This window comes from Nocardioides panacis, from assembly GCF_019039255.1.
Classification (GTDB): domain Bacteria; phylum Actinomycetota; class Actinomycetes; order Propionibacteriales; family Nocardioidaceae; genus Nocardioides_B; species Nocardioides_B panacis.
The window spans coordinates 4004606-4021128 of record NZ_CP077062.1 but is presented as its reverse complement, the minus strand read 5'-3'; the positions used below and the strand labels follow the sequence as shown (position 1 = coordinate 4021128).

The following is a 16523-nucleotide window of genomic DNA, read 5'->3' as shown; positions in this document are numbered from 1 at the left end:
CCCGCCGGCCGGTCGGCCCGTCAGCTCGTCCAGGCCCGCCACAGGTCGGCGTACTCCCCGCCGAGCGCGACCAGCTCGTCGTGGGCGCCGAGCTCCACGATCCGCCCGTCGATGACCACCGCGATGCGGTCGGCGTCGTGGGCGGTGTGCAGCCGGTGCGCGATGGCGATCACCGTGCGGCCCTCGAGCAGGCTGTTCATGCTGCCCTCGAGGGTGCGTGCGGTGCGGGGGTCGATCAGCGAGGTGGCCTCGTCGAGCACCAGGGTGTGCGGGTCGGAGATGACCAGCCGGGCCAGCGCTACCTGCTGGGCCTGGGCCGGGGTGAGCGCCAGGTTGCCCGAGCCGACCATCGTGTCGAGCGCGTCCGGCAGGCGGCGCACCCACTCCGCGGAGCCGACCGCCGCGAGGGCGTCCCAGACCGCGGCGTCGCCGGCGTCCTGGCGGCCCAGCACGATGTTGTCGCGCACCGAGCCCACGAACACGTGGTGCTCCTGGGTGACCAGGGCGACCTCGGTCCGGAGCGTCTCGAGGGGCAGTGCCACCAGGTCGACCCCACCGACCCGGACCGACCCGGTGCGCGGGCCGTTGATGCCCGCGAGCAGCCGGCCCAGGGTGGACTTGCCCGACCCGCTGGGCCCGACGACCGCGAGCCGCTCCCCGACGCGCGGGGTCAGGTCGACCCCGTGCAGCACGTCGTGGCCGGGCCGGTAGGCGAACCGGAGGTCCTCGCCGACCAGGTCCGGGCCGGCCGGGAGGGCGGTGCCGGGCACCCGGTCCGGCGGCACGGTGGCGATGCCGAGCAGCCGCGCGGTCGAGGCGGCGCCGACCTGGAGCCGGTCGACCTCGCCGACCAGCCGGTCCAGCGGCCCGGAGAGCGCCTCGACGTAGAGCACCGCGGTGGTGATCTGGCCGAGCGTGGCCCAGCCGTTCCAGTAGCCCCAGGCGCCGACCAGCACGGTCACCACCCGCGGCGCGTTGAAGGCCACGTCGATGACGGTGAACAGCAGGTTGCGCAGCGTCAGGCTGTAGCGCTCGGCCTGGCCGGACAGCGCGACGTCGTCCTCGGTCGCCCGGATCCGGCGCTCCGCGAGGCCGAGCGCCTCGACGGTGCGGGCACCCTCGACGGTCTCGGTCAGGGTGCTGTTGATCCGGGAGTACGACGCCCCCTCCGCGATGTAGGCCTTCGGGGCACGGCGCAGGTAGCGGCGGACCTGGAACCACGACGTGCTGATGATCAGCAGCGCCGGCGCCGCGAGCAGCACTGAGTTCAGCAGCATCGCGCCGACCGACAGCACGACCGTGAGCAGCGTGATCACGGCCATCGGCACGCCGAACTGCACCGCCCGGCTCATCGTGCCGACGTCCCGGGTGACCCGGGTGACCAGGTCGCCGGTGCTGGCGCCCTCCACCCGGCTCAGCGGGAGCCGCAGGATCGTGCCGACGACGTACTCGCGGGCGGAGGCGAGCAGGTCCTGGCCGAAGAGCGTGGAGGTGATCTGCCCGGCGAACGTGAGCAGGGACTGGGCCAGCACGACCGCCACGATCACCACGGCCAGGGTGCCGATGCCCTCGGCCGGGCTGGTGCCGGTGACCCGGTCGACGAGCACCCCGAGCAGCTTGGGGACGGCCAGGGCCGCGACGGCCGCGGCGGCGTTCAGCAGCACCATCGCCACGAACCAGCGGCGGCGGGAGCGGACCAGGTCCGCCGCGAACCTCAGGACGGCGCGGTCGTCGGCGACCGGCCAGCCCCGCTCGGGGCTGCGGGAGTCGGCGTAGACCTGCTCGGCCCGCTCGCGGCGCACGGTGTGCCGGCGGCGCAGCCCGTCGACCCGGGCGCGGAGGTCGGCGTCCGGGGGCGTCGGGTCCAGCGTGGGCGGGAGCAGCGGCGGGTCCAGGGCGCGGTCGCGCCAGGTGTCCGCGGAGCCGTCGAGGAGGTCAGACACGGGAGTCCTCCGGGCTGAGCAGGTCCTCGGGGTGCTCGCCGGTCGCCGGCTCGTCGAAGGCGCGGAGCACCACCTCGCGGTAGCGCGGCTCGTCGGCGAGCAGGTCCTCGTGACGTCCCTGGGCCGCGACCCGGCCGTCGGCGAGCAGCACCACCCGGTCGGCGTGGTGCAGCCAGAGCGGGGACACCGTGGTCACCACGGTCGTGCGGCCCCGCCGGTGCGCCGCGACGCGCTCCGCGATCCGGGTCTCGGTGTGCGCGTCGACCGCCGAGGTGGGCTCGACGAGCACCAGCACCTCCGGGTCGACGGCCAGGGCGCGGGCGAGCACCACGCGCTGGCGCTGGCCGCCGGACAGCCCGCGGCCGCGCTCGTCGATCTGGCCGGCCCAGCCGCCCGGCAGCGCGTCGTACACGTCCTCGGCACCGGCGACCCGCAGCGCCTGCTCGGCCTGCTCGCGGGTGAGCACGCCGTGCGGGTCGACCGCGTCCTGCAGCGAGCCGGCGAACAGCTGCGACCCGGTGTCGCTGACCAGCACGGTGCGGCGCACCTCGTCGAGCGGGACGCGGGACAGGTCGACGCCGCCGTAGGTCACGCCCCAGGGGCGCGCGGCGCGCTCGGCGTCCGCGGCGGCGATCCGGGCTCGGCGCTCGCTGCGCTCGGCGCGGGTCCGCCGGCCACCGCGGCGGGGGTCTCCTCGATCAGCGGCGGCGGCTCCTCCTCGAGCGGCAGCCAGCGGCCGAGCCGGTCGGCGAGCTCGGCGGAGGACTCCGGCAGCGCGCTGACCACCACGGTCAGCAGCCCGGGGGTGGCCACGAACCCGGTGCTCTCGTCGACCAGGTCCGCGTCGCGCGGCAGGGACGCGGCGGTGGCGGGCGCCGTCCAGGGCGGCGTCTGCTCCAGCACCGCGACGGCCTTGCGGGCCGAGACCAGCGAGCGGGTGAGCTTCTGGGCGAACTCGAAGAAGGTGCGGATCGGCCCGACCATGAACAGGCCGTAGCCCAGGAAGCTGACCAGCTCGCCGACCGACAGGGTGCCCGCCTCGACGGCCTTCGCGCCGGTGTACATCAGCAGCACCACGAAGCAGCCGGAGAACAGCACGCCGACCGCCTCGATCGCGGCCTGCCAGATCCCGGCGCCGACGCCGGCCTGCCGCACCAGCTGCGACTGGGCCGCGTAGTTGCGGCCGAAGGTGTCCTCGCCGCCGATCCCGCGCAGCACCCGCAGGCCGGCGACGATGTCGGTGGCCAGCGAGGTCAGCGTGGAGGTGCGCTGCCGCTCGACGGCCTGGCGCCGGTGCAGCGGGCGCAGCAGCGGCAGCGCCACCGCGACCAGCACCGGGGCGGCCAGCAGCACCAGCAGCCCGAGCGGCGGGGAGGTGGCCAGCACGATCGCGGCCACCGCGAGGTAGGCGACCAGCTGGGAGAAGGCCCGTGCGGTGATCTCGGTGAGGCCGCCGAACTCGTCGGCGTCGCTGCCGGAGACGCTGAGCACCTCGCCCGTCGGGGTACGTCGCGGCAGCACGTGGCCGAGCTGGGCGGCCTTGCGGGTCACCATCAACGTCGTGCCGTAGAGCGCGATCAGCCAGCTGCGGACCACGAACGTGTGCATCAGGATGCCGAACACCGCACCGACGACGGTGACGGCCAGCAGCAGCCCGCTCCAGTAGAGGGTCGCCGACGCGGAGTGCGCCAGCACGCCCTCGTCGATGGCGCGGCCGACCAGGAAGGGTCCGACGGTGAGCGGCAGCTGCCAGAGCACGCCCACGACCGCCGCGGTCGCGACCACGTCGCGCTGGCGCGAGATGACCGACCAGAGGAACCGGCCCGGTGAGCGCAGGTCCGGGCCCGCTTCGGGGGTCTCCCCGGAAGCGCGTAGTAGGTCCTGACGGACGGGGGGAAGTCGCGCATGGCACAGCGAGCGTAGGTGCACGGGACGTGCCCGGGCGACACAATTACCAGGGCCCGGGGCCGATGAGCGGGACGTCACACCCCGGCAGCCGGTCGCGGGGGCTAGGACAGGCCGGCGTCGTGGACGCAGATGGCGATCTGCACCCGGTTGTCGACCTCGAGCTTCGCGAACAGCCGGCCGACGTGCGCCTTCACGGTGGGCACCGACAGGTGCAGCCGGGCCGCGATCTCGGCGTTGCTGAGGCCCTCGCCGATGGTGACGGCGACCTCGTGCTCGCGCTCGGTCAGCCGGGTCAGCCGGGCGCGGGCCAGCCGGGTCCGGTCGGGCGCGCCGGAGCGCAGCTGCGCGATCAGCCGCGCGGTGACGCTGGGGGAGAGCATCGGGTCGCCGTCGGCCACCCGGCGGATCGCCTCGATGATCGCGGCCGGCGCGGTGTCCTTGAGCAGGAAGCCGCTCGCCCCCGCGCCCAGCGCCCGCGCGACGTAGTCGTCCGCGTCGAAGGTCGTCAGCACGATCACCCGGGGCGGGGACTCCCACGACCCGAGGTGCTCGGTGGCCTCCAGCCCGTCCATCAGCGGCATCCGGATGTCCATCAGCACCACGTCCGGGCGGTGCCGGCGCGCGGCGGTGATCCCGTCGCGGCCGTCGACCGCCTCGGCGACCACCTCCATGTCGGGCGCACCGCCGAGGATCATCGTCAGCCCGGAGCGCACCAGGGCGTCGTCGTCGACCACCAGCACCCGGATCGGCGGGCGGGTCACGGCTGCCACGGCAGCCAGCCGGTCAGCTCGAAGGTGCCGCCGCGGCGCCGTGTCTCCAGCCGCCCGCCGGCGAGCTTGGCGCGCTCGCCGAGGCCGACCAGCCCCAGCCCGGCCCCGGGCGGTGCGGTGCGGTCGAGGGCGTGGGCGCTCCGGGCCGGGTTCCGGATCCGGATCCGGACGCCGTCCTCGGGCGAGCCGCCGACGTCGACCAGCACGGTCACCCCGGGGGCGTGCTTGCGGGCGTTGGTGAGCCCCTCCTGGACGATCCGGTACGTCGCCCGGCCGACCGGGTCCGGCATCCCGGTCGCGTCGAGCACCTGCTCGTCGTACTGGATGCGCATGCCGGAGTCCTCGGCCTCACGGACCAGGGCGCGCAGGTCCTCGAAGGTCGGCTGCGGTCGGTCGAGCAGCGCGGCCGGGTCGTTGCCGCGCAGCACGCCGAGCACCTGGCGCAGGTCGGTCAGCGCCTCGTGCGCCTTGGTCTGGATCAGCTCGGCGGTCCCGCGCATCTCGTCGGCGGTCAGGTCGGTGCGGTAGGCCAGCGCCCCCGCGTGCAGGGTGATCAGGCTGATCCGGTGCGCCAGCACGTCGTGCATCTCCCGGGCGATCCGGGCCCGCTCGGTGGACCGGCCCTGCTCCACGCGCAGCCCCTGCTCGGCCTCGGCCCGCTCGGCGCGGTCCCGGAGCGTCCACAGCAGCTCGCGCCGCGAGCCGAGGTACATCCCCCAGACCAGCATCGCCACGGTGAAGGCCAGGCCGAAGGCGAAGGTGATCCACCACGGGTCGTCGGTCGGGCTCGGACCGACCATCGGGTAGACGACCGCGCCGGCCAGGCCCAGCAGTCCCACCGCCAGGATCTGCGGCACGTGCCGCCGGGTCGCCAGCGACACCGACGCGAGCACGCCGGGCCCGGCCGACGAGACCGAGACGGCACCGAGCACCGCGGACACCGAGGCCACCGCGAACGGCCAGCGGCGCCGCCCGAACGACAGCACCAGGGTGAGCAGCCCGAGGGTGAGGTCCAGCCAGAACAGCGGGCGGGCCTGCTGCCACTGGACGGCCGCGGTCGTCGGCCAGAGCACCGCGCTGATCGACAGCGCCCCGGCCGTGCGCCAGGCGTGCGAGCGCCAGGTCAGCGGCGGGTTGTACTGCTCGGGCGTCGGCTCCTGCACCGTCCCACCCTAGGAGCCCGGGGCCGTGCCGCCGCAGCAACCGGGGTCTCGCGCGCGGCCGACTTAAGTAGGGGGTGCGCGATCCCGCGGGCTGATGCAGCGCGCCCGCGCGGCCGACAGGCTCGACCCATGATCACAGTTGACGGGGTTACCAAGACGTACGGCGGCTACCTGGCCGTCGACGACGTGTCCTTCGTCGCGGAGCCCGGCCGGGTCACCGGCTTCCTCGGGCCGAACGGCGCAGGCAAGTCCACCACGATGCGCATCATGGTCGGCCTCACGCCGGCCACCCGCGGGCGCGTCACCATCGGAGGCCACCGCTACGCCGACCTCCCGAACCCGGGCCTGCACGTCGGGGTCCTGCTCGACGCCTCCGCACAGCACGACGGGCGCACCGGCCGCGAGATCCTGACGATCGGGGCGCAGACCATGGGCCTGCCGCGCACCCGGGTGGAGGAGATGCTCGAGCTGGTCTCGCTCTCGCCGACCGAGGCCCGGCGCCGGGTCCGCAACTACTCGCTGGGCATGCGGCAGCGGCTGGGCATCGCGCACGCGCTGCTCGGCGACCCGCAGATCCTGATCCTCGACGAGCCCGCGAACGGCCTGGACCCGGCCGGCATCCACTGGATGCGCGGGCTGCTCAAGGAGTACGCCGCGCGGGGCGGCACCGTGCTGCTCTCCTCGCACCTGCTGCACGAGGTGGAGCGGATCGCCGACGAGCTGATCCTGATCGGCCGCGGCCGGATCGTCGCCCAGGGCACCAAGGCCGAGCTGCTGCAGACCCGCGGTGCCTACGTGAAGGCCGTCGAGCACGAGTCGCTGCTGGACGCGCTCACCCGCGAGGGCATCCACGCGGTGCCGTCCGGCGAGGGGCTGCGCAGTGACGCCGAGGCCGTGCAGATCGGCAAGGTGGCGGCGACCGCCGGCATCACCCTGGTCGAGCTGCGCCCCGCCGACGGCGCCGGGCTCGAGGAGCTGTTCCTCCAGCTGACCGCCGACACCCAGCGCGACACCACCCAGGAAGGGGCCCTCGCATGACCGCCGCCGCTCTCGAGCCCACCGCCGCGACCCTCGACATCTCGAGCACGCCGCGCATCCCGCTGGGCCGGCTGGTCCTCGTCGAGCTGCGCAAGCTCGCCGACACCCGCTCCGGCAAGTGGCTGCTGATCGCGATCGGCGTCATCACGCTGCTGATCGTCACCACGGTGTTCCTCACCGCGAAGCAGTCCGACCGCACGTTCTTGAACTTCATGGGCGCGACCGCCACGCCGCAGGGGTTCCTGCTGCCGGTGCTCGGCATCCTGCTGGTCACCAGCGAGTGGAACCAGCGGACCGCGCTGGTCACCTTCACGCTGATGCCGCTGCGCGGCCGGGTGGTGGTCGCCAAGGTGATCGCCGCGCTGCTCGCCGGGCTGGCCGCGATCGTGCTCGCCGTGGCGCTGGCCGCCCTGGCGACCGTGGTGGGGGGCGCCTCTGACGCGTGGGCGCACATCGGCCCGGACGACCTGGCCAAGTTCGGGGTGCTGCAGGCCACCGGCGTGCTGCAGGGACTGGCCTTCGGCCTGCTGTTCCTCAACTCCGCCGCGGCGATCGTCGTGTACTTCGTGGTCCCGATCGCGTTCTCGATCGTGGCGAACCTGTGGAGCGCGCTCAAGGACGTCGCCCCGTGGATCGACCTCGGCACCTCGCAGCCGCCGCTGTACAGCGGGGTGGACATGACCGGCGAGCAGTGGGGCCAGCTGGCCACGAGCACCGCGCTGTGGGTGCTGCTGCCGTTCGCCCTCGGCGTGCTCCGGGTGCTCCGGGCCGAGGTGAAGTAGCCGCGTTTCGAACCACCCGCGCCGTGGCACAGGGGACACGTGACCACGGCGCGGGTGATCTTCCCCCACCAGCTCTTCGTCGAGCACCTCGCCGCCGACCCCGGCACGCTGATGGTGCTCGTCGAGCCGGACCTGTTCTTCCGGCAGCTCCCGTTCCACACCCACAAGCTGGTCCTGCACCGGGCGACCATGCGGGCCTTCGCCGAGCGGCTCGCCTCGGCCGGCTTCGCCTGTGCGTACGTCGCCACGTCGGCGGACACCACCAGCGACGCCGGGCTGGCCGACGTGCTCACCGGGCACGGCGTCACCGCGCTGTCGGTCTTCGACGTCGTCGACGACTGGCTGGAGCGCGACCTGCGGGCGGTCTGCCGCCGTGCCGGCGTCCCGCTGACCGTGCTGGAGACACCGGGGTTCCTCACCTCGCGCGCGGAGATCGCCGAGACGTTCGGGACCGCGAGGCGGCCGCGGATGCAGCACTTCTACGAGCGGCAGCGCCGGCGGCTCGACGTGCTGATGGACGGCGACCGGCCCGCCGGCGGCCGGTGGAGCTTCGACACCGAGAACCGCAGGCGGCTCCCCCGGGACGTGACCGTCCCCGCGATGCCCCAGGCGACCCGCGGCGAGCACGTCCGCGACGCGATCGCCTGGGTCGGCGACGCCTTCCCCGACAACCCCGGCGACCCCGCGACGTACCACTGGCCGACCACCCACCGGCAGGCCGAGACCTGGCTGACCCGGTTCCTCGAGGACCGGTTCGCGGGCTTCGGGCCCTACGAGGACGCGATCGCCGCCGACGAGCCGTGGCTGTTCCACTCGGCGCTCAGCCCGCTGCTGAACGTCGGCCTCCTCGACCCCCGGCACGTCGTGGAGCGCGCGGTCGCGCACGCCGAGGAGCACCGGGTCGACCTGCCGAGCGTGGAGGGGTTCGTCCGCCAGGTGATCGGGTGGCGGGAGTACATGCGGGCCTCCTACGTCGTGCACGGGCGGGCGATGCGCACCCGCAACCTGCTCGGGCTGACCCGCGAGCTCGGCCCGGGGTGGTGGGACGGCACGACCGGGCTGGAGCCGGTCGACACGGTGGTCCGGCGGGTGCTGCGGCACGGCTACGCCCACCACATCGAGCGGCTGATGGTGCTCGGCAACGCGATGCTGCTGCTGCGCACCGACCCGGACGAGGTCTACGAGTGGTTCATGACGCTGTTCGTCGACGCCTACGACTGGGTGATGGTGCCCAACGTCTACGCGATGAGCCAGTTCGCGGCCGGCGAGCTGGTCACCACCAAGCCCTACGTGAGCGGGTCGAACTACCTGCGCAAGATGAGCGACTTCGGCACCGGTCCGTGGTGCGAGGCCTGGGACGCGCTCTACTGGCAGTTCGTCGCCGACCACCGCCAGGGCTTCGAGTCCAACCCGCGCAGCGGCTTCGCGGTCCGGACCTACGACCGGATGGACGACGCCCGCAAGCGGGAGCTCGCCGCCACGGCCGCCGCGTGGTTGGGTCGCTGAATGGACCTGCTGCGCACCCCCGAGGACCGCTTCGCCGCCCTGCCCGGGTCCGCCCGCCCACCGTCGTACGCCGAGGTGCCGGACGGCGAGGGCGGCACCCTGCGAATGGCGTACGTCGAGGCCGGGCCGCCGGACGGGCCGGTGGCGCTGCTGCTGCACGGTGAGCCGACCTGGTCCTTCCTCTACCGCGACGTCGTCGACGTGCTCGTGGCGCACGGCATCCGCGCCGTGGTCCCGGACCTGGTCGGGTTCGGCCGCTCCGACAAGCCGGCCCGGCAGCAGGACCACAGCTACGCCCGGCACGTCGAGTGGCTGCGCGCGCTGGCCTTCGACGTCCTCGACCTGCGCGACGTGACGCTCGTCGGCCAGGACTGGGGCGGCCTGCTCGGGCTGCGCCTGGTCGCCGAGCACCTCGACCGGTTCCGTGCGGTGGTGGCGGCGAACACCGGGCTGCCCACCGGGGACCTGCCGATGCCCGACGTCTGGTGGCGGTTCCGCGGCGCCGTCGAGCGGGCCGAGCACCTCGACGTCGGGCGGCTCGTCGCCGCCGGCTGCGCGACGCCGATGTCCGCGGAGGTCCGGGCAGCGTACGACGCGCCGTACCCGGACGACGCGTACACCGCCGGACCGCGGGTGATGCCGACGCTGGTGCCCACCTCGCCCGACGACCCGGCGACGCCGGCGAACCGCGCGGCCTGGGAGACCCTGACGCACGCCGACCTGCCGTTCCTGGTCGCGTTCAGCGACGGCGACCCGATCACCGGCCCGATGGCGCCGGTGCTGCGCAGGTCGATGCCGGGCGCGCAGGGGCTCGACCACCCGGTCCTCGCGGGTGCCGGCCACTTCCTGCAGGAGGACGCCGGCCCGCGGCTCGGCGAGATCGTCGCCGGGTTCGTGCACCGGTCCGGCTGAGGCGCGGGCCACCCGCGCCCGGCGAGCCTCGACAGGCGACGCCGGGCGGGGCGACACTCGCAGCATGCGTCCGAGCGTGTTCGAGGCCGCCGGCGGCGGGACCGCCTTACTGGCCCTCGCCCGCGCCCACCACGCCCGGTGCCTGGCCGACCCCGAGCTGAACCACCCGTTCTCGCACGACGACCAGCACCCCCAGCACGTGGAGCGGCTGGCGGCGTACTGGGCGGAGGTGCTCGGTGGCCCGCCGGAGTACTCCGCCTCCTGCGGCGACCAGCCCGCGCTGCTGCGGATGCACGCCGGCAACGGTGAGATGACCGACCTGGGCCGGCGCTTCGTGGACTGCTTCGTGGCCGCGGCCGACGACGCCGGGCTGCCGCAGGACCCGGAGCTGCGGGCGGTGCTGCGCGCCTACATGGAGTGGGCGGTCGACGACGTGCTGACCTACTCCGACCCGGGGGTGCCCGTCCCGGCAGCCGCGGCGGTGCCACGGTGGTCCTGGGACGGCCTGCAGGCCTAGGCCGACGGGGCGTCGGCGAGCTCGCCGGCCGCGATCAGCTCGTCGAGGCGCTGGAAGTTCTCGTCCATGCCCTCGTCCATCCCGCCGAGCATCGCGTCGCGGGCCGCGACCGTCAGGAACAGCGACGTGCCCTCCAGCCGGCTGCGGCCACCGGGCAGGTCCGAGAACGTCAGCACCTCGAACGTGGGGTTGCCGGGGTCGCCCTCGAACTCCCAGGTCTGCACCAGCCGGTCGGGGGCGGTGACCTCGTGGAACGACCCGTGGAACGCCCACGCGCCGTCGCCGCTCTCGATCACGTAGCTCCAGCAGCCGCCGGTGCGCGCGTCGAACTCCCGGACCCGCATCTCGGTGCCCCGGGGGCCGGTCCAGCGCCCGAGCAGGGCGGGATCGGTGTGCGCCGCGAAGACCAGCGCCGCGGACGCCTCGAACTCACGGGTGAAGGCGATGCTCTGCTCGCCGGCGCGGGCGGTGACAGTGCGGTCGTTGGTCATGTCGGCTCCTTGATCTCCTCGAGCAGCTCGTCGAGCCGCGCGTAGCGGGACTCGAGACGGCGTCGGTGCGCCTCGAGCCAGTCGACGGAGCGGGCCAGCGCACCGGCCTCGAGGTGCACCGGGCGCGTCTGCGCCACCTTGCGCCGCGACACGACCCCCGCGGTCTCCAGCACCTTGATGTGCCGGGAGACCGCCTGCAGGGAGATCGGGAACCGCGCGGCGAGCTCGTTGACCGTGAGGTCCCGGGCGGACAGGAGGTCGACGATCCCCCGACGCACCGGGTCGCCCAGGGCCGCGAACGTCACCGCGGGATCCAGCTGCTCCGTCGTCACCCGGCTTATTCTACATTTCTGTTGAATAAGCGCCAGGGGTCAGGACGGGAACGCGCAGAACTCGTTGCCGGCGGGGTCGGCGAGCACGGTCCAGCCGAGCTCGGCCCGGTCGTCCAGCACGGTCGCGCCGGCCGCCACCAGGGCGCCGAGGTCCGGGGTGCTGACGTCGAGGTGCACCCGGTTCTTGACGGTCTTCGGCTCCGGCACCGGGATGAAGTCGAGCGAGTCGTACGGCGCCCCGGGGACCTGGTCGACGTAGGAGAACCCGCGCTCGCTGTCGACGAGCCGCCCGCCGAGGAGCTCGGCCCACCACGCGGCCGACCGGTGCGCCTCGTCGGGGGAGTCGCCGGTGTCCACGACGATCTCGAAGAGCCGCTGGGTGATCGGTCCCTCGCGCACGAACGCGCAGAGCTCCCCGCCCTCGGGGTCGGCCATCAGCACCCACCGGAACGACTCGGCGTCCAGCACGGTGGCGCCGAGGGCCTCGAGCTCCGCGACCGAGCCGGTGTTCACGTCGAGGTGCACCCGGTGCTTGACGGTCTTCGGCTCCGGCACCCGGTTGACCCAGATCGTGTGCTGCGGCGTCGGGCCGGTGAGGTAGGTGTCGCCCCCCTCCTGGCGGTGCAGCTCCAGGCCGAGGGCGCCGGCCCAGAAACGACCCAGCAGCACCGGGTCGCGGGCGTCGAGGCAGAGGTCCTTGAAGGTCGCGAGAGGCATGCGCCTCACCCTAGGCCGAGGGCACCGACAGCCATCCGCTCCAGCATCGGCGCCATCTCCGGCTCGGGCAGCCGGGCGCTGTGCGGGGTGGAGTTGATCAGCCCGAAGGTCGCGTGCGCCATCGCCCGGGCCCGCTTCGGGGTCAGGTCGGTGTGCACCTCGCGCAGCCGGTCGGCCCACAGGTCGACGTACCGGCGCTGGAGGCTGCGCACCCGCTCCCGCGCCTCGTCGGGCAGGTTCGTCCAGTCGCGGTCCTGCACGACGATCAGCGGCTGGTGGTGCAGGGCGAAGTCGACGTGCCAGGCGACCAGGGCGCGCAGCGCGTCCGCCGGGTCGGCCGCGCCGGCGGACCGGGCCCGCCCCACGCTGAGCAGCTCCTCGCTGATCGCGACCAGCATCTCCGCCAGCATCGCGTCCTTGGAGGGGAAGTGCTTGTAGAGCGCCGGCCCGGAGATGCCGCAGGCCGCACCGAGCTCGACGACCGAGACGCCGTGGAAGCCCCGCTCCGCGAACATCCGCGCGGCGGTGTCGAGGATCTGATCCCGGCGGGTCGCGGCCATGCCAGCAGGCTAGCCGGTCGGTTAACGAACGCTCACCATCCCCGGAACGGCTCCGCTCCAGACCGGTCCGTTGACGGCCCGGCACTCCGGGTCGAGCCTGTGGGGACCGGCCGGAGACCCGGTCGTCCGCCGCCCTGGAGGTGCCATGCAGACCGACGAGCTCGCCGACCACCTCTTCGCCTCCGTCCTCGGCGCGCTGGACGTGCTCACGGTGCACATCGGGGACCAGTTCGGGGTCTACGACCTGCTGCACCGCGACGGCCCGCTGACCCCCGAGGAGGTCGCCGAGCGCTCCGGCCTGCACCCCCGCTACGCCCGCGAGTGGCTCGAGCAGCAGACCGTGGCCGGCCTCGTCGACGTGGACGACCCCGTCCGGCCGGCGCAGGAGCGCCGCTACTCGCTCCCCGAGGAGCACGCGGCCGTGCTCGCCGACCGCGACAGCCCGTCGTTCTTCACGCCGTTCGCCCGGATGGTCGCCGCGGCGGCGGCCCAGCTCCCCGCGCTCCAGGACGCCTACCGCACCGGCGGGGGCGTCGGCTGGGAAGCCTTCGGGCCGCTGATGCGCACCGCGCAGGCCGACGCGAACCGGCCGCTGTTCCTCGGCCCGCTCGCCCACGACTGGCTGCCGGTGCTGCCGGAGGTGCACCGCGACCTCACCGCCGGCGGGCGGGTCGCCGACATCGGCTGCGGCGAGGGCTGGTCCTCGATCGGGATCGCGCTGGGCTACCCGGCGGCACGGGTCGACGGCTTCGACGTGGACCCGGCGAGCGTGGACGCGGCGCGCCGGCACGCCGCGTCGTACGGCGTGGGGGAGCGGGTCACCTTCCACCTGGTCGACGCCGCGGCGGCGAGCACCGGACCCGCGAGCGAGGTCGGCGGCTACGACCTGGTCACCGCCTTCGAGTGCGTCCACGACCTGCCCGACCCGGTGTCCGTGCTGGGCCGGGCGCGGGCGCTGGTGCGGCCCGGCGGCACGGTGCTGGTGATGGACGAGAAGGTGCCCGAGACGTTCACCGGTCCCGGGGACCCGGTGGAGCAGCTGATGTACGGCATCTCGCTGCTGGTGTGCCTCCCGGACGGGCTCTCCCACCCGGGGTCGGTGGGCACCGGCACGGTGATGCGGCCGGACACGCTGCGCGGCTACGCGAGGGAGGCCGGCTTCGTCGACGTACAGGTGCTGCCCGTCGAGCACGACATGTTCCGCTTCTACCGCCTCACCCTCCCCGATAGTCCGTGACGAACTTGTCGTCCCGGGGGTCCTGGGGCAGCAAGAACGTCACGGACTATCGGGGGGAGCCCGGGCTCGATGTCGGCACAAACGCCGATCCGTGGGACGGGTGGGCTTCTTGGACGGGCGGGGGAGATGGGGCGGATGACGGGTGTGCGGGGGTGGGGGCCGTCGGGGTCATTGACTGGCGCGAGGGCCGGACCCCGTTGAGGCATTGGGCCTTGGCCCCGGCGACCCGCAGGGTGGTGCCGGACGGCTATGGACCTCGTTCCGGTCGGAACCAATCCTGAGAGGGACCGCTACCGCTCCCAGCCGGAAGGACCACACCCATGCACACGCTCACCGCCGCACTGTCGGGCCTTGCCCTGGCCGCCAGCACCGTGGCCGCGGTGCCCGTCAGCGCCGACCCCGTGAACGACTGCAACTTCGCGCCGCTGAAGTACACCAAGAACTTCTCGGCCGGGGGCGAGCAGTTCACGACCAAGGCCAGCCTCCGGGTGTACGACGCCGGCGTCCCCACCGACACCTGCACGGACGCCACGATCGTCCAGACGATCGCGATCAAGGGCCGCAACAACACCAGCCTGGCCTCGATCTCCCCGACCAGGCCGAGGCTGTCGTACAAGCTGAACGCCGGCAGCACCTCCTACAAGTCCACCGGCGTGCAGATCGACAAGACCGATCCGGTCAACGGGTGGCGGACCTACGACGTCACCACCGACGACATCCCGCTCGGGGCCGAGGTGGCGTACGTGATGGGGATCAAGCTCACCTGGAACGTCAAGGTGGACGGCGAGACCTTCAACCGCACCGTGGTCTGCGACCGGATCAACGCCGACGGCTCGGACGCCTACACGTGCAAGATCCTGACCCCGTAGCGCACCTCCCCTCACTCGATGGGGGAGGGCCGTCCCGTCGCACCCTCCCCGATAGTCCGTGACGGACTTGTCGTCCCGGGGCCCTGGGAGGACGAGATCGTCACGGACTATCGGTGTGGACTAGTTGGTTAACGGTCGCTAACCTGGCCGGTGAGTGGTCCGACGGGGCCACCGGCGGAGGGAGCGCGATGGCGGACGACATGAGGACGCTGGTCCACGACCTGCGCGAGCGGCTCGTCGCGGCCCGCCAGGGCGGCTCGGAGTCCGCGCGGCGCAAGCACCTCGACCGCGGCAAGCTGCTCGCCCGCGAGCGGGTCGACCGGCTGCTCGACCCCGGCAGCCCGTTCCTCGAGCTCAGCCCGCTGGCCGCCACCGAAATGTACGACGACGCGGTGCCCTCGGCCGGCATCGTCACCGGCATCGGCCGCGTCTCGGGCCGCGAGTGCGTGATCGTCGCCAACGACGCCACCGTCAAGGGCGGCACCTACTACCCGATCACGGTCAAGAAGCACCTGCGCGCCCAGGAGGTGGCCCGGGCCAACCGGCTGCCGTGCATCTACCTCGTCGACTCCGGCGGCGCGTTCCTGCCGATGCAGGAGGACGTGTTCCCCGACAAGGAGCACTTCGGCCGGATCTTCTTCAACCAGGCCAACCTCTCCGCCCAGGGCATCCCGCAGGTGGCCGCCGTGATGGGCTCGTGCACCGCCGGCGGCGCCTACGTCCCCGCGATGTCGGACGAGTCGGTGATCGTCAAGGACCAGGGCACGATCTTCCTGGGCGGCCCGCCGCTGGTGAAGGCGGCCACCGGTGAGGTGGTGACCGCCGAGGACCTCGGCGGCGGCGACGTGCACGCCCGCAAGTCCGGGGTGGTGGACCACCTCGCCGGGGACGACGCCGAGGCGCTGGCGATCGTCCGCTCGATCGTCTCCACCTTCCAGCGCGTGCCAGCGCCCTCGCTCGTGCCGGCCACTCCCGAGGAGCCCGCCGAGGACCCCGACGGCCTGTACGACGTGGTGCCGACCGACTCGCGCACGCCCTACGACGTCCGCGAGGTGATCCGGCGGATCGTCGACGCGTCCCGGTTCCACGAGTTCAAGGCGCTCTACGGCGAGACGCTGGTCTGCGGGTTCGCGCGGATCTGGGGCTACCAGGTCGGCATCATCGCCAACAACGGGATCCTGTTCTCCTCCTCCTCGCTCAAGGGCGCGCACTTCATCGAGCTGTGCAACCAGCGCGGCATCCCGCTGGTGTTCCTGCAGAACATCACCGGCTTCATGGTGGGTCGCGAGTACGAGAACGGCGGCATCGCCCGCGACGGCGCCAAGCTCGTCACGGCGGTCGCCTGCTCCGTCGTACCCAAGTTCACCGTGGTGATCGGCGGGTCCTTCGGGGCCGGCAACTACGGCATGTGCGGGCGGGCCTACGACCCGCGGTTCCTGTGGATGTGGCCGAACGCCCGGATCTCCGTGATGGGCGGCGAGCAGGCCGCGTCCGTGCTCGCCACCGTCCGCCGCGACGGCCTCGAGGCCCGCGGCGAGGAGTGGTCGGCCGAGGACGAGGAGGCCTTCAAGGCCCCGATCCGCGACACCTACGAGCACCAGGGCTCGCCGTACTACTCCACCGCACGGCTCTGGGACGACGGCGTCATCGACCCCGTCGACACCCGCCGGGTGCTCGGCATGGGGCTCGCCGCCTCCGCCAACGCGCCCGTCCCCGAGCCGTCCTACGGCATCTTCCGGATGTGATGACAGTGGTCCCGACAAGCCCGACCCCTCGTG

At 73.5% G+C, this 16523-nt stretch carries 17 protein-coding genes; 8 read left to right on the top strand and 9 right to left on the bottom strand.

The genetic code is table 11. The features are described from left to right. Positions 1-20: 20 nt before the first annotated feature. From KRR39_RS19730 to KRR39_RS19715, 5 genes are all read right to left on the bottom strand, one after another. Complete coding sequence (locus tag KRR39_RS19730; RefSeq protein ID WP_216939137.1) at positions 21-1943, bottom strand: ABC transporter ATP-binding protein; 1923 nt, start codon at positions 1941-1943, stop codon at positions 21-23. Next, complete coding sequence (locus tag KRR39_RS25695; RefSeq protein WP_302053516.1) at positions 1936-2535, bottom strand: ATP-binding cassette domain-containing protein; 600 nt, start codon at positions 2533-2535, stop codon at positions 1936-1938. The genes KRR39_RS19730 and KRR39_RS25695 overlap by 8 nt, the downstream gene beginning before the upstream one ends. After that, complete coding sequence (locus KRR39_RS25185; RefSeq protein WP_254185283.1) at positions 2532-3728, bottom strand: ABC transporter transmembrane domain-containing protein; 1197 nt, start codon at positions 3726-3728, stop codon at positions 2532-2534. The genes KRR39_RS25695 and KRR39_RS25185 overlap by 4 nt, the downstream gene beginning before the upstream one ends. Positions 3729-3952: 224 nt before the next feature. Next, positions 3953-4621 (bottom strand): response regulator, encoded by a 669-nt coding sequence (locus tag KRR39_RS19720; RefSeq protein ID WP_216939136.1) that lies wholly within the window; start codon positions 4619-4621, stop codon positions 3953-3955. Next, positions 4609-5784, bottom strand: a complete 1176-nt coding sequence (locus tag KRR39_RS19715) for a sensor histidine kinase (protein WP_216939135.1) — start codon at positions 5782-5784, stop codon at positions 4609-4611. The genes KRR39_RS19720 and KRR39_RS19715 overlap by 13 nt, the downstream gene beginning before the upstream one ends. A 129-nt stretch (positions 5785-5913) precedes the next feature. On the opposite strand from KRR39_RS19715, the gene KRR39_RS19710 reads away from it, so the two are divergent. The 5 genes from KRR39_RS19710 to KRR39_RS19690 all read left to right on the top strand — a co-directional run bounded on the left by KRR39_RS19710 (position 5914) and on the right by KRR39_RS19690 (position 10539). After that, positions 5914-6822 carry an ABC transporter ATP-binding protein gene (locus tag KRR39_RS19710; RefSeq protein ID WP_216939134.1) on the top strand — a complete coding sequence of 303 codons (909 nt, stop codon included), beginning with the start codon at positions 5914-5916 and terminating at the stop codon, positions 6820-6822. Further along, a complete protein-coding gene (locus tag KRR39_RS19705) occupies positions 6819-7604 on the top strand; it encodes an ABC transporter permease (RefSeq protein WP_216939133.1) in 786 nt (261 codons plus the stop codon). Before KRR39_RS19710 ends, KRR39_RS19705 begins: the two co-directional genes overlap by 4 nt. A 39-nt stretch (positions 7605-7643) precedes the next feature. After that, positions 7644-9110: a cryptochrome/photolyase family protein gene (locus KRR39_RS19700; protein WP_216939132.1), complete on the top strand. Its 1467-nt coding sequence runs from the start codon at positions 7644-7646 to the stop codon at positions 9108-9110. Further along, positions 9111-10022, top strand: coding sequence for a haloalkane dehalogenase (locus KRR39_RS19695; protein WP_216939131.1), 912 nt, complete (start codon positions 9111-9113; stop codon positions 10020-10022). Positions 10023-10086: 64 nt separating this feature from the next. After that, complete coding sequence (locus KRR39_RS19690) at positions 10087-10539, top strand: group II truncated hemoglobin (RefSeq protein WP_216939130.1); 453 nt, start codon at positions 10087-10089, stop codon at positions 10537-10539. On the opposite strand, the gene KRR39_RS19685 is transcribed toward KRR39_RS19690, so the two are convergent. From KRR39_RS19685 to KRR39_RS19670, 4 genes are read right to left on the bottom strand one after another with little or no spacing between them, the layout of a single operon-like run. Beyond that, the gene (locus KRR39_RS19685; RefSeq protein ID WP_216939129.1) at positions 10536-11030 is read right to left on the bottom strand and encodes an SRPBCC domain-containing protein; all 495 of its coding nucleotides are present in this window, start codon (positions 11028-11030) and stop codon (positions 10536-10538) included. The two genes, KRR39_RS19690 and KRR39_RS19685, sit on opposite strands and share 4 nt — an antisense overlap. After that, positions 11027-11362: an ArsR/SmtB family transcription factor gene (locus KRR39_RS19680; protein WP_216939128.1), complete on the bottom strand. Its 336-nt coding sequence runs from the start codon at positions 11360-11362 to the stop codon at positions 11027-11029. The genes KRR39_RS19685 and KRR39_RS19680 overlap by 4 nt, the downstream gene beginning before the upstream one ends. A gap of 39 nt (positions 11363-11401) precedes the next feature. Then, positions 11402-12079, bottom strand: a complete 678-nt coding sequence (locus KRR39_RS19675; protein WP_216939127.1) for a VOC family protein — start codon at positions 12077-12079, stop codon at positions 11402-11404. 5 nt (positions 12080-12084) lie between these two features. Continuing rightward, positions 12085-12639 (bottom strand): SACE_7040 family transcriptional regulator, encoded by a 555-nt coding sequence (locus tag KRR39_RS19670; RefSeq protein ID WP_216939126.1) that lies wholly within the window; start codon positions 12637-12639, stop codon positions 12085-12087. Positions 12640-12784: 145 nt separating this feature from the next. Here KRR39_RS19670 and KRR39_RS19665 point away from each other — a divergent pair, with 145 nt between their 5' ends. From KRR39_RS19665 to KRR39_RS19655, 3 genes are all read left to right on the top strand, one after another. Then, positions 12785-13876 carry a class I SAM-dependent methyltransferase gene (locus KRR39_RS19665; RefSeq protein WP_216939125.1) on the top strand — a complete coding sequence of 364 codons (1092 nt, stop codon included), beginning with the start codon at positions 12785-12787 and terminating at the stop codon, positions 13874-13876. Between the two features lie 320 nt (positions 13877-14196). Further along, positions 14197-14745, top strand: a complete 549-nt coding sequence (locus tag KRR39_RS19660; protein WP_216939124.1) for a hypothetical protein — start codon at positions 14197-14199, stop codon at positions 14743-14745. Between the two features lie 188 nt (positions 14746-14933). Beyond that, a complete protein-coding gene (locus tag KRR39_RS19655) occupies positions 14934-16490 on the top strand; it encodes a carboxyl transferase domain-containing protein (RefSeq protein WP_216939123.1) in 1557 nt (518 codons plus the stop codon). The last annotated feature ends 33 nt before the right edge of the window (positions 16491-16523 follow it).

Coding starts and splice junctions, on each gene's coding strand:
- KRR39_RS19710 (WP_216939134.1), top strand. CDS start 5,914: ATGATCACAGTTGACGGGGTTACCAAGACGTACGGCGGCTACCTGGCC.
- KRR39_RS19705 (WP_216939133.1), top strand. CDS start 6,819: ATGACCGCCGCCGCTCTCGAGCCCACCGCCGCGACCCTCGACATCTCG.
- KRR39_RS19695 (WP_216939131.1), top strand. CDS start 9,111: ATGGACCTGCTGCGCACCCCCGAGGACCGCTTCGCCGCCCTGCCCGGG.
- KRR39_RS19690 (WP_216939130.1), top strand. CDS start 10,087: ATGCGTCCGAGCGTGTTCGAGGCCGCCGGCGGCGGGACCGCCTTACTG.
- KRR39_RS19685 (WP_216939129.1), bottom strand. CDS start 11,030: ATGACCAACGACCGCACTGTCACCGCCCGCGCCGGCGAGCAGAGCATC.
- KRR39_RS19675 (WP_216939127.1), bottom strand. CDS start 12,079: ATGCCTCTCGCGACCTTCAAGGACCTCTGCCTCGACGCCCGCGACCCG.
- KRR39_RS19670 (WP_216939126.1), bottom strand. CDS start 12,639: ATGGCCGCGACCCGCCGGGATCAGATCCTCGACACCGCCGCGCGGATG.
- KRR39_RS19665 (WP_216939125.1), top strand. CDS start 12,785: ATGCAGACCGACGAGCTCGCCGACCACCTCTTCGCCTCCGTCCTCGGC.
- KRR39_RS19660 (WP_216939124.1), top strand. CDS start 14,197: ATGCACACGCTCACCGCCGCACTGTCGGGCCTTGCCCTGGCCGCCAGC.
- KRR39_RS19655 (WP_216939123.1), top strand. CDS start 14,934: ATGGCGGACGACATGAGGACGCTGGTCCACGACCTGCGCGAGCGGCTC.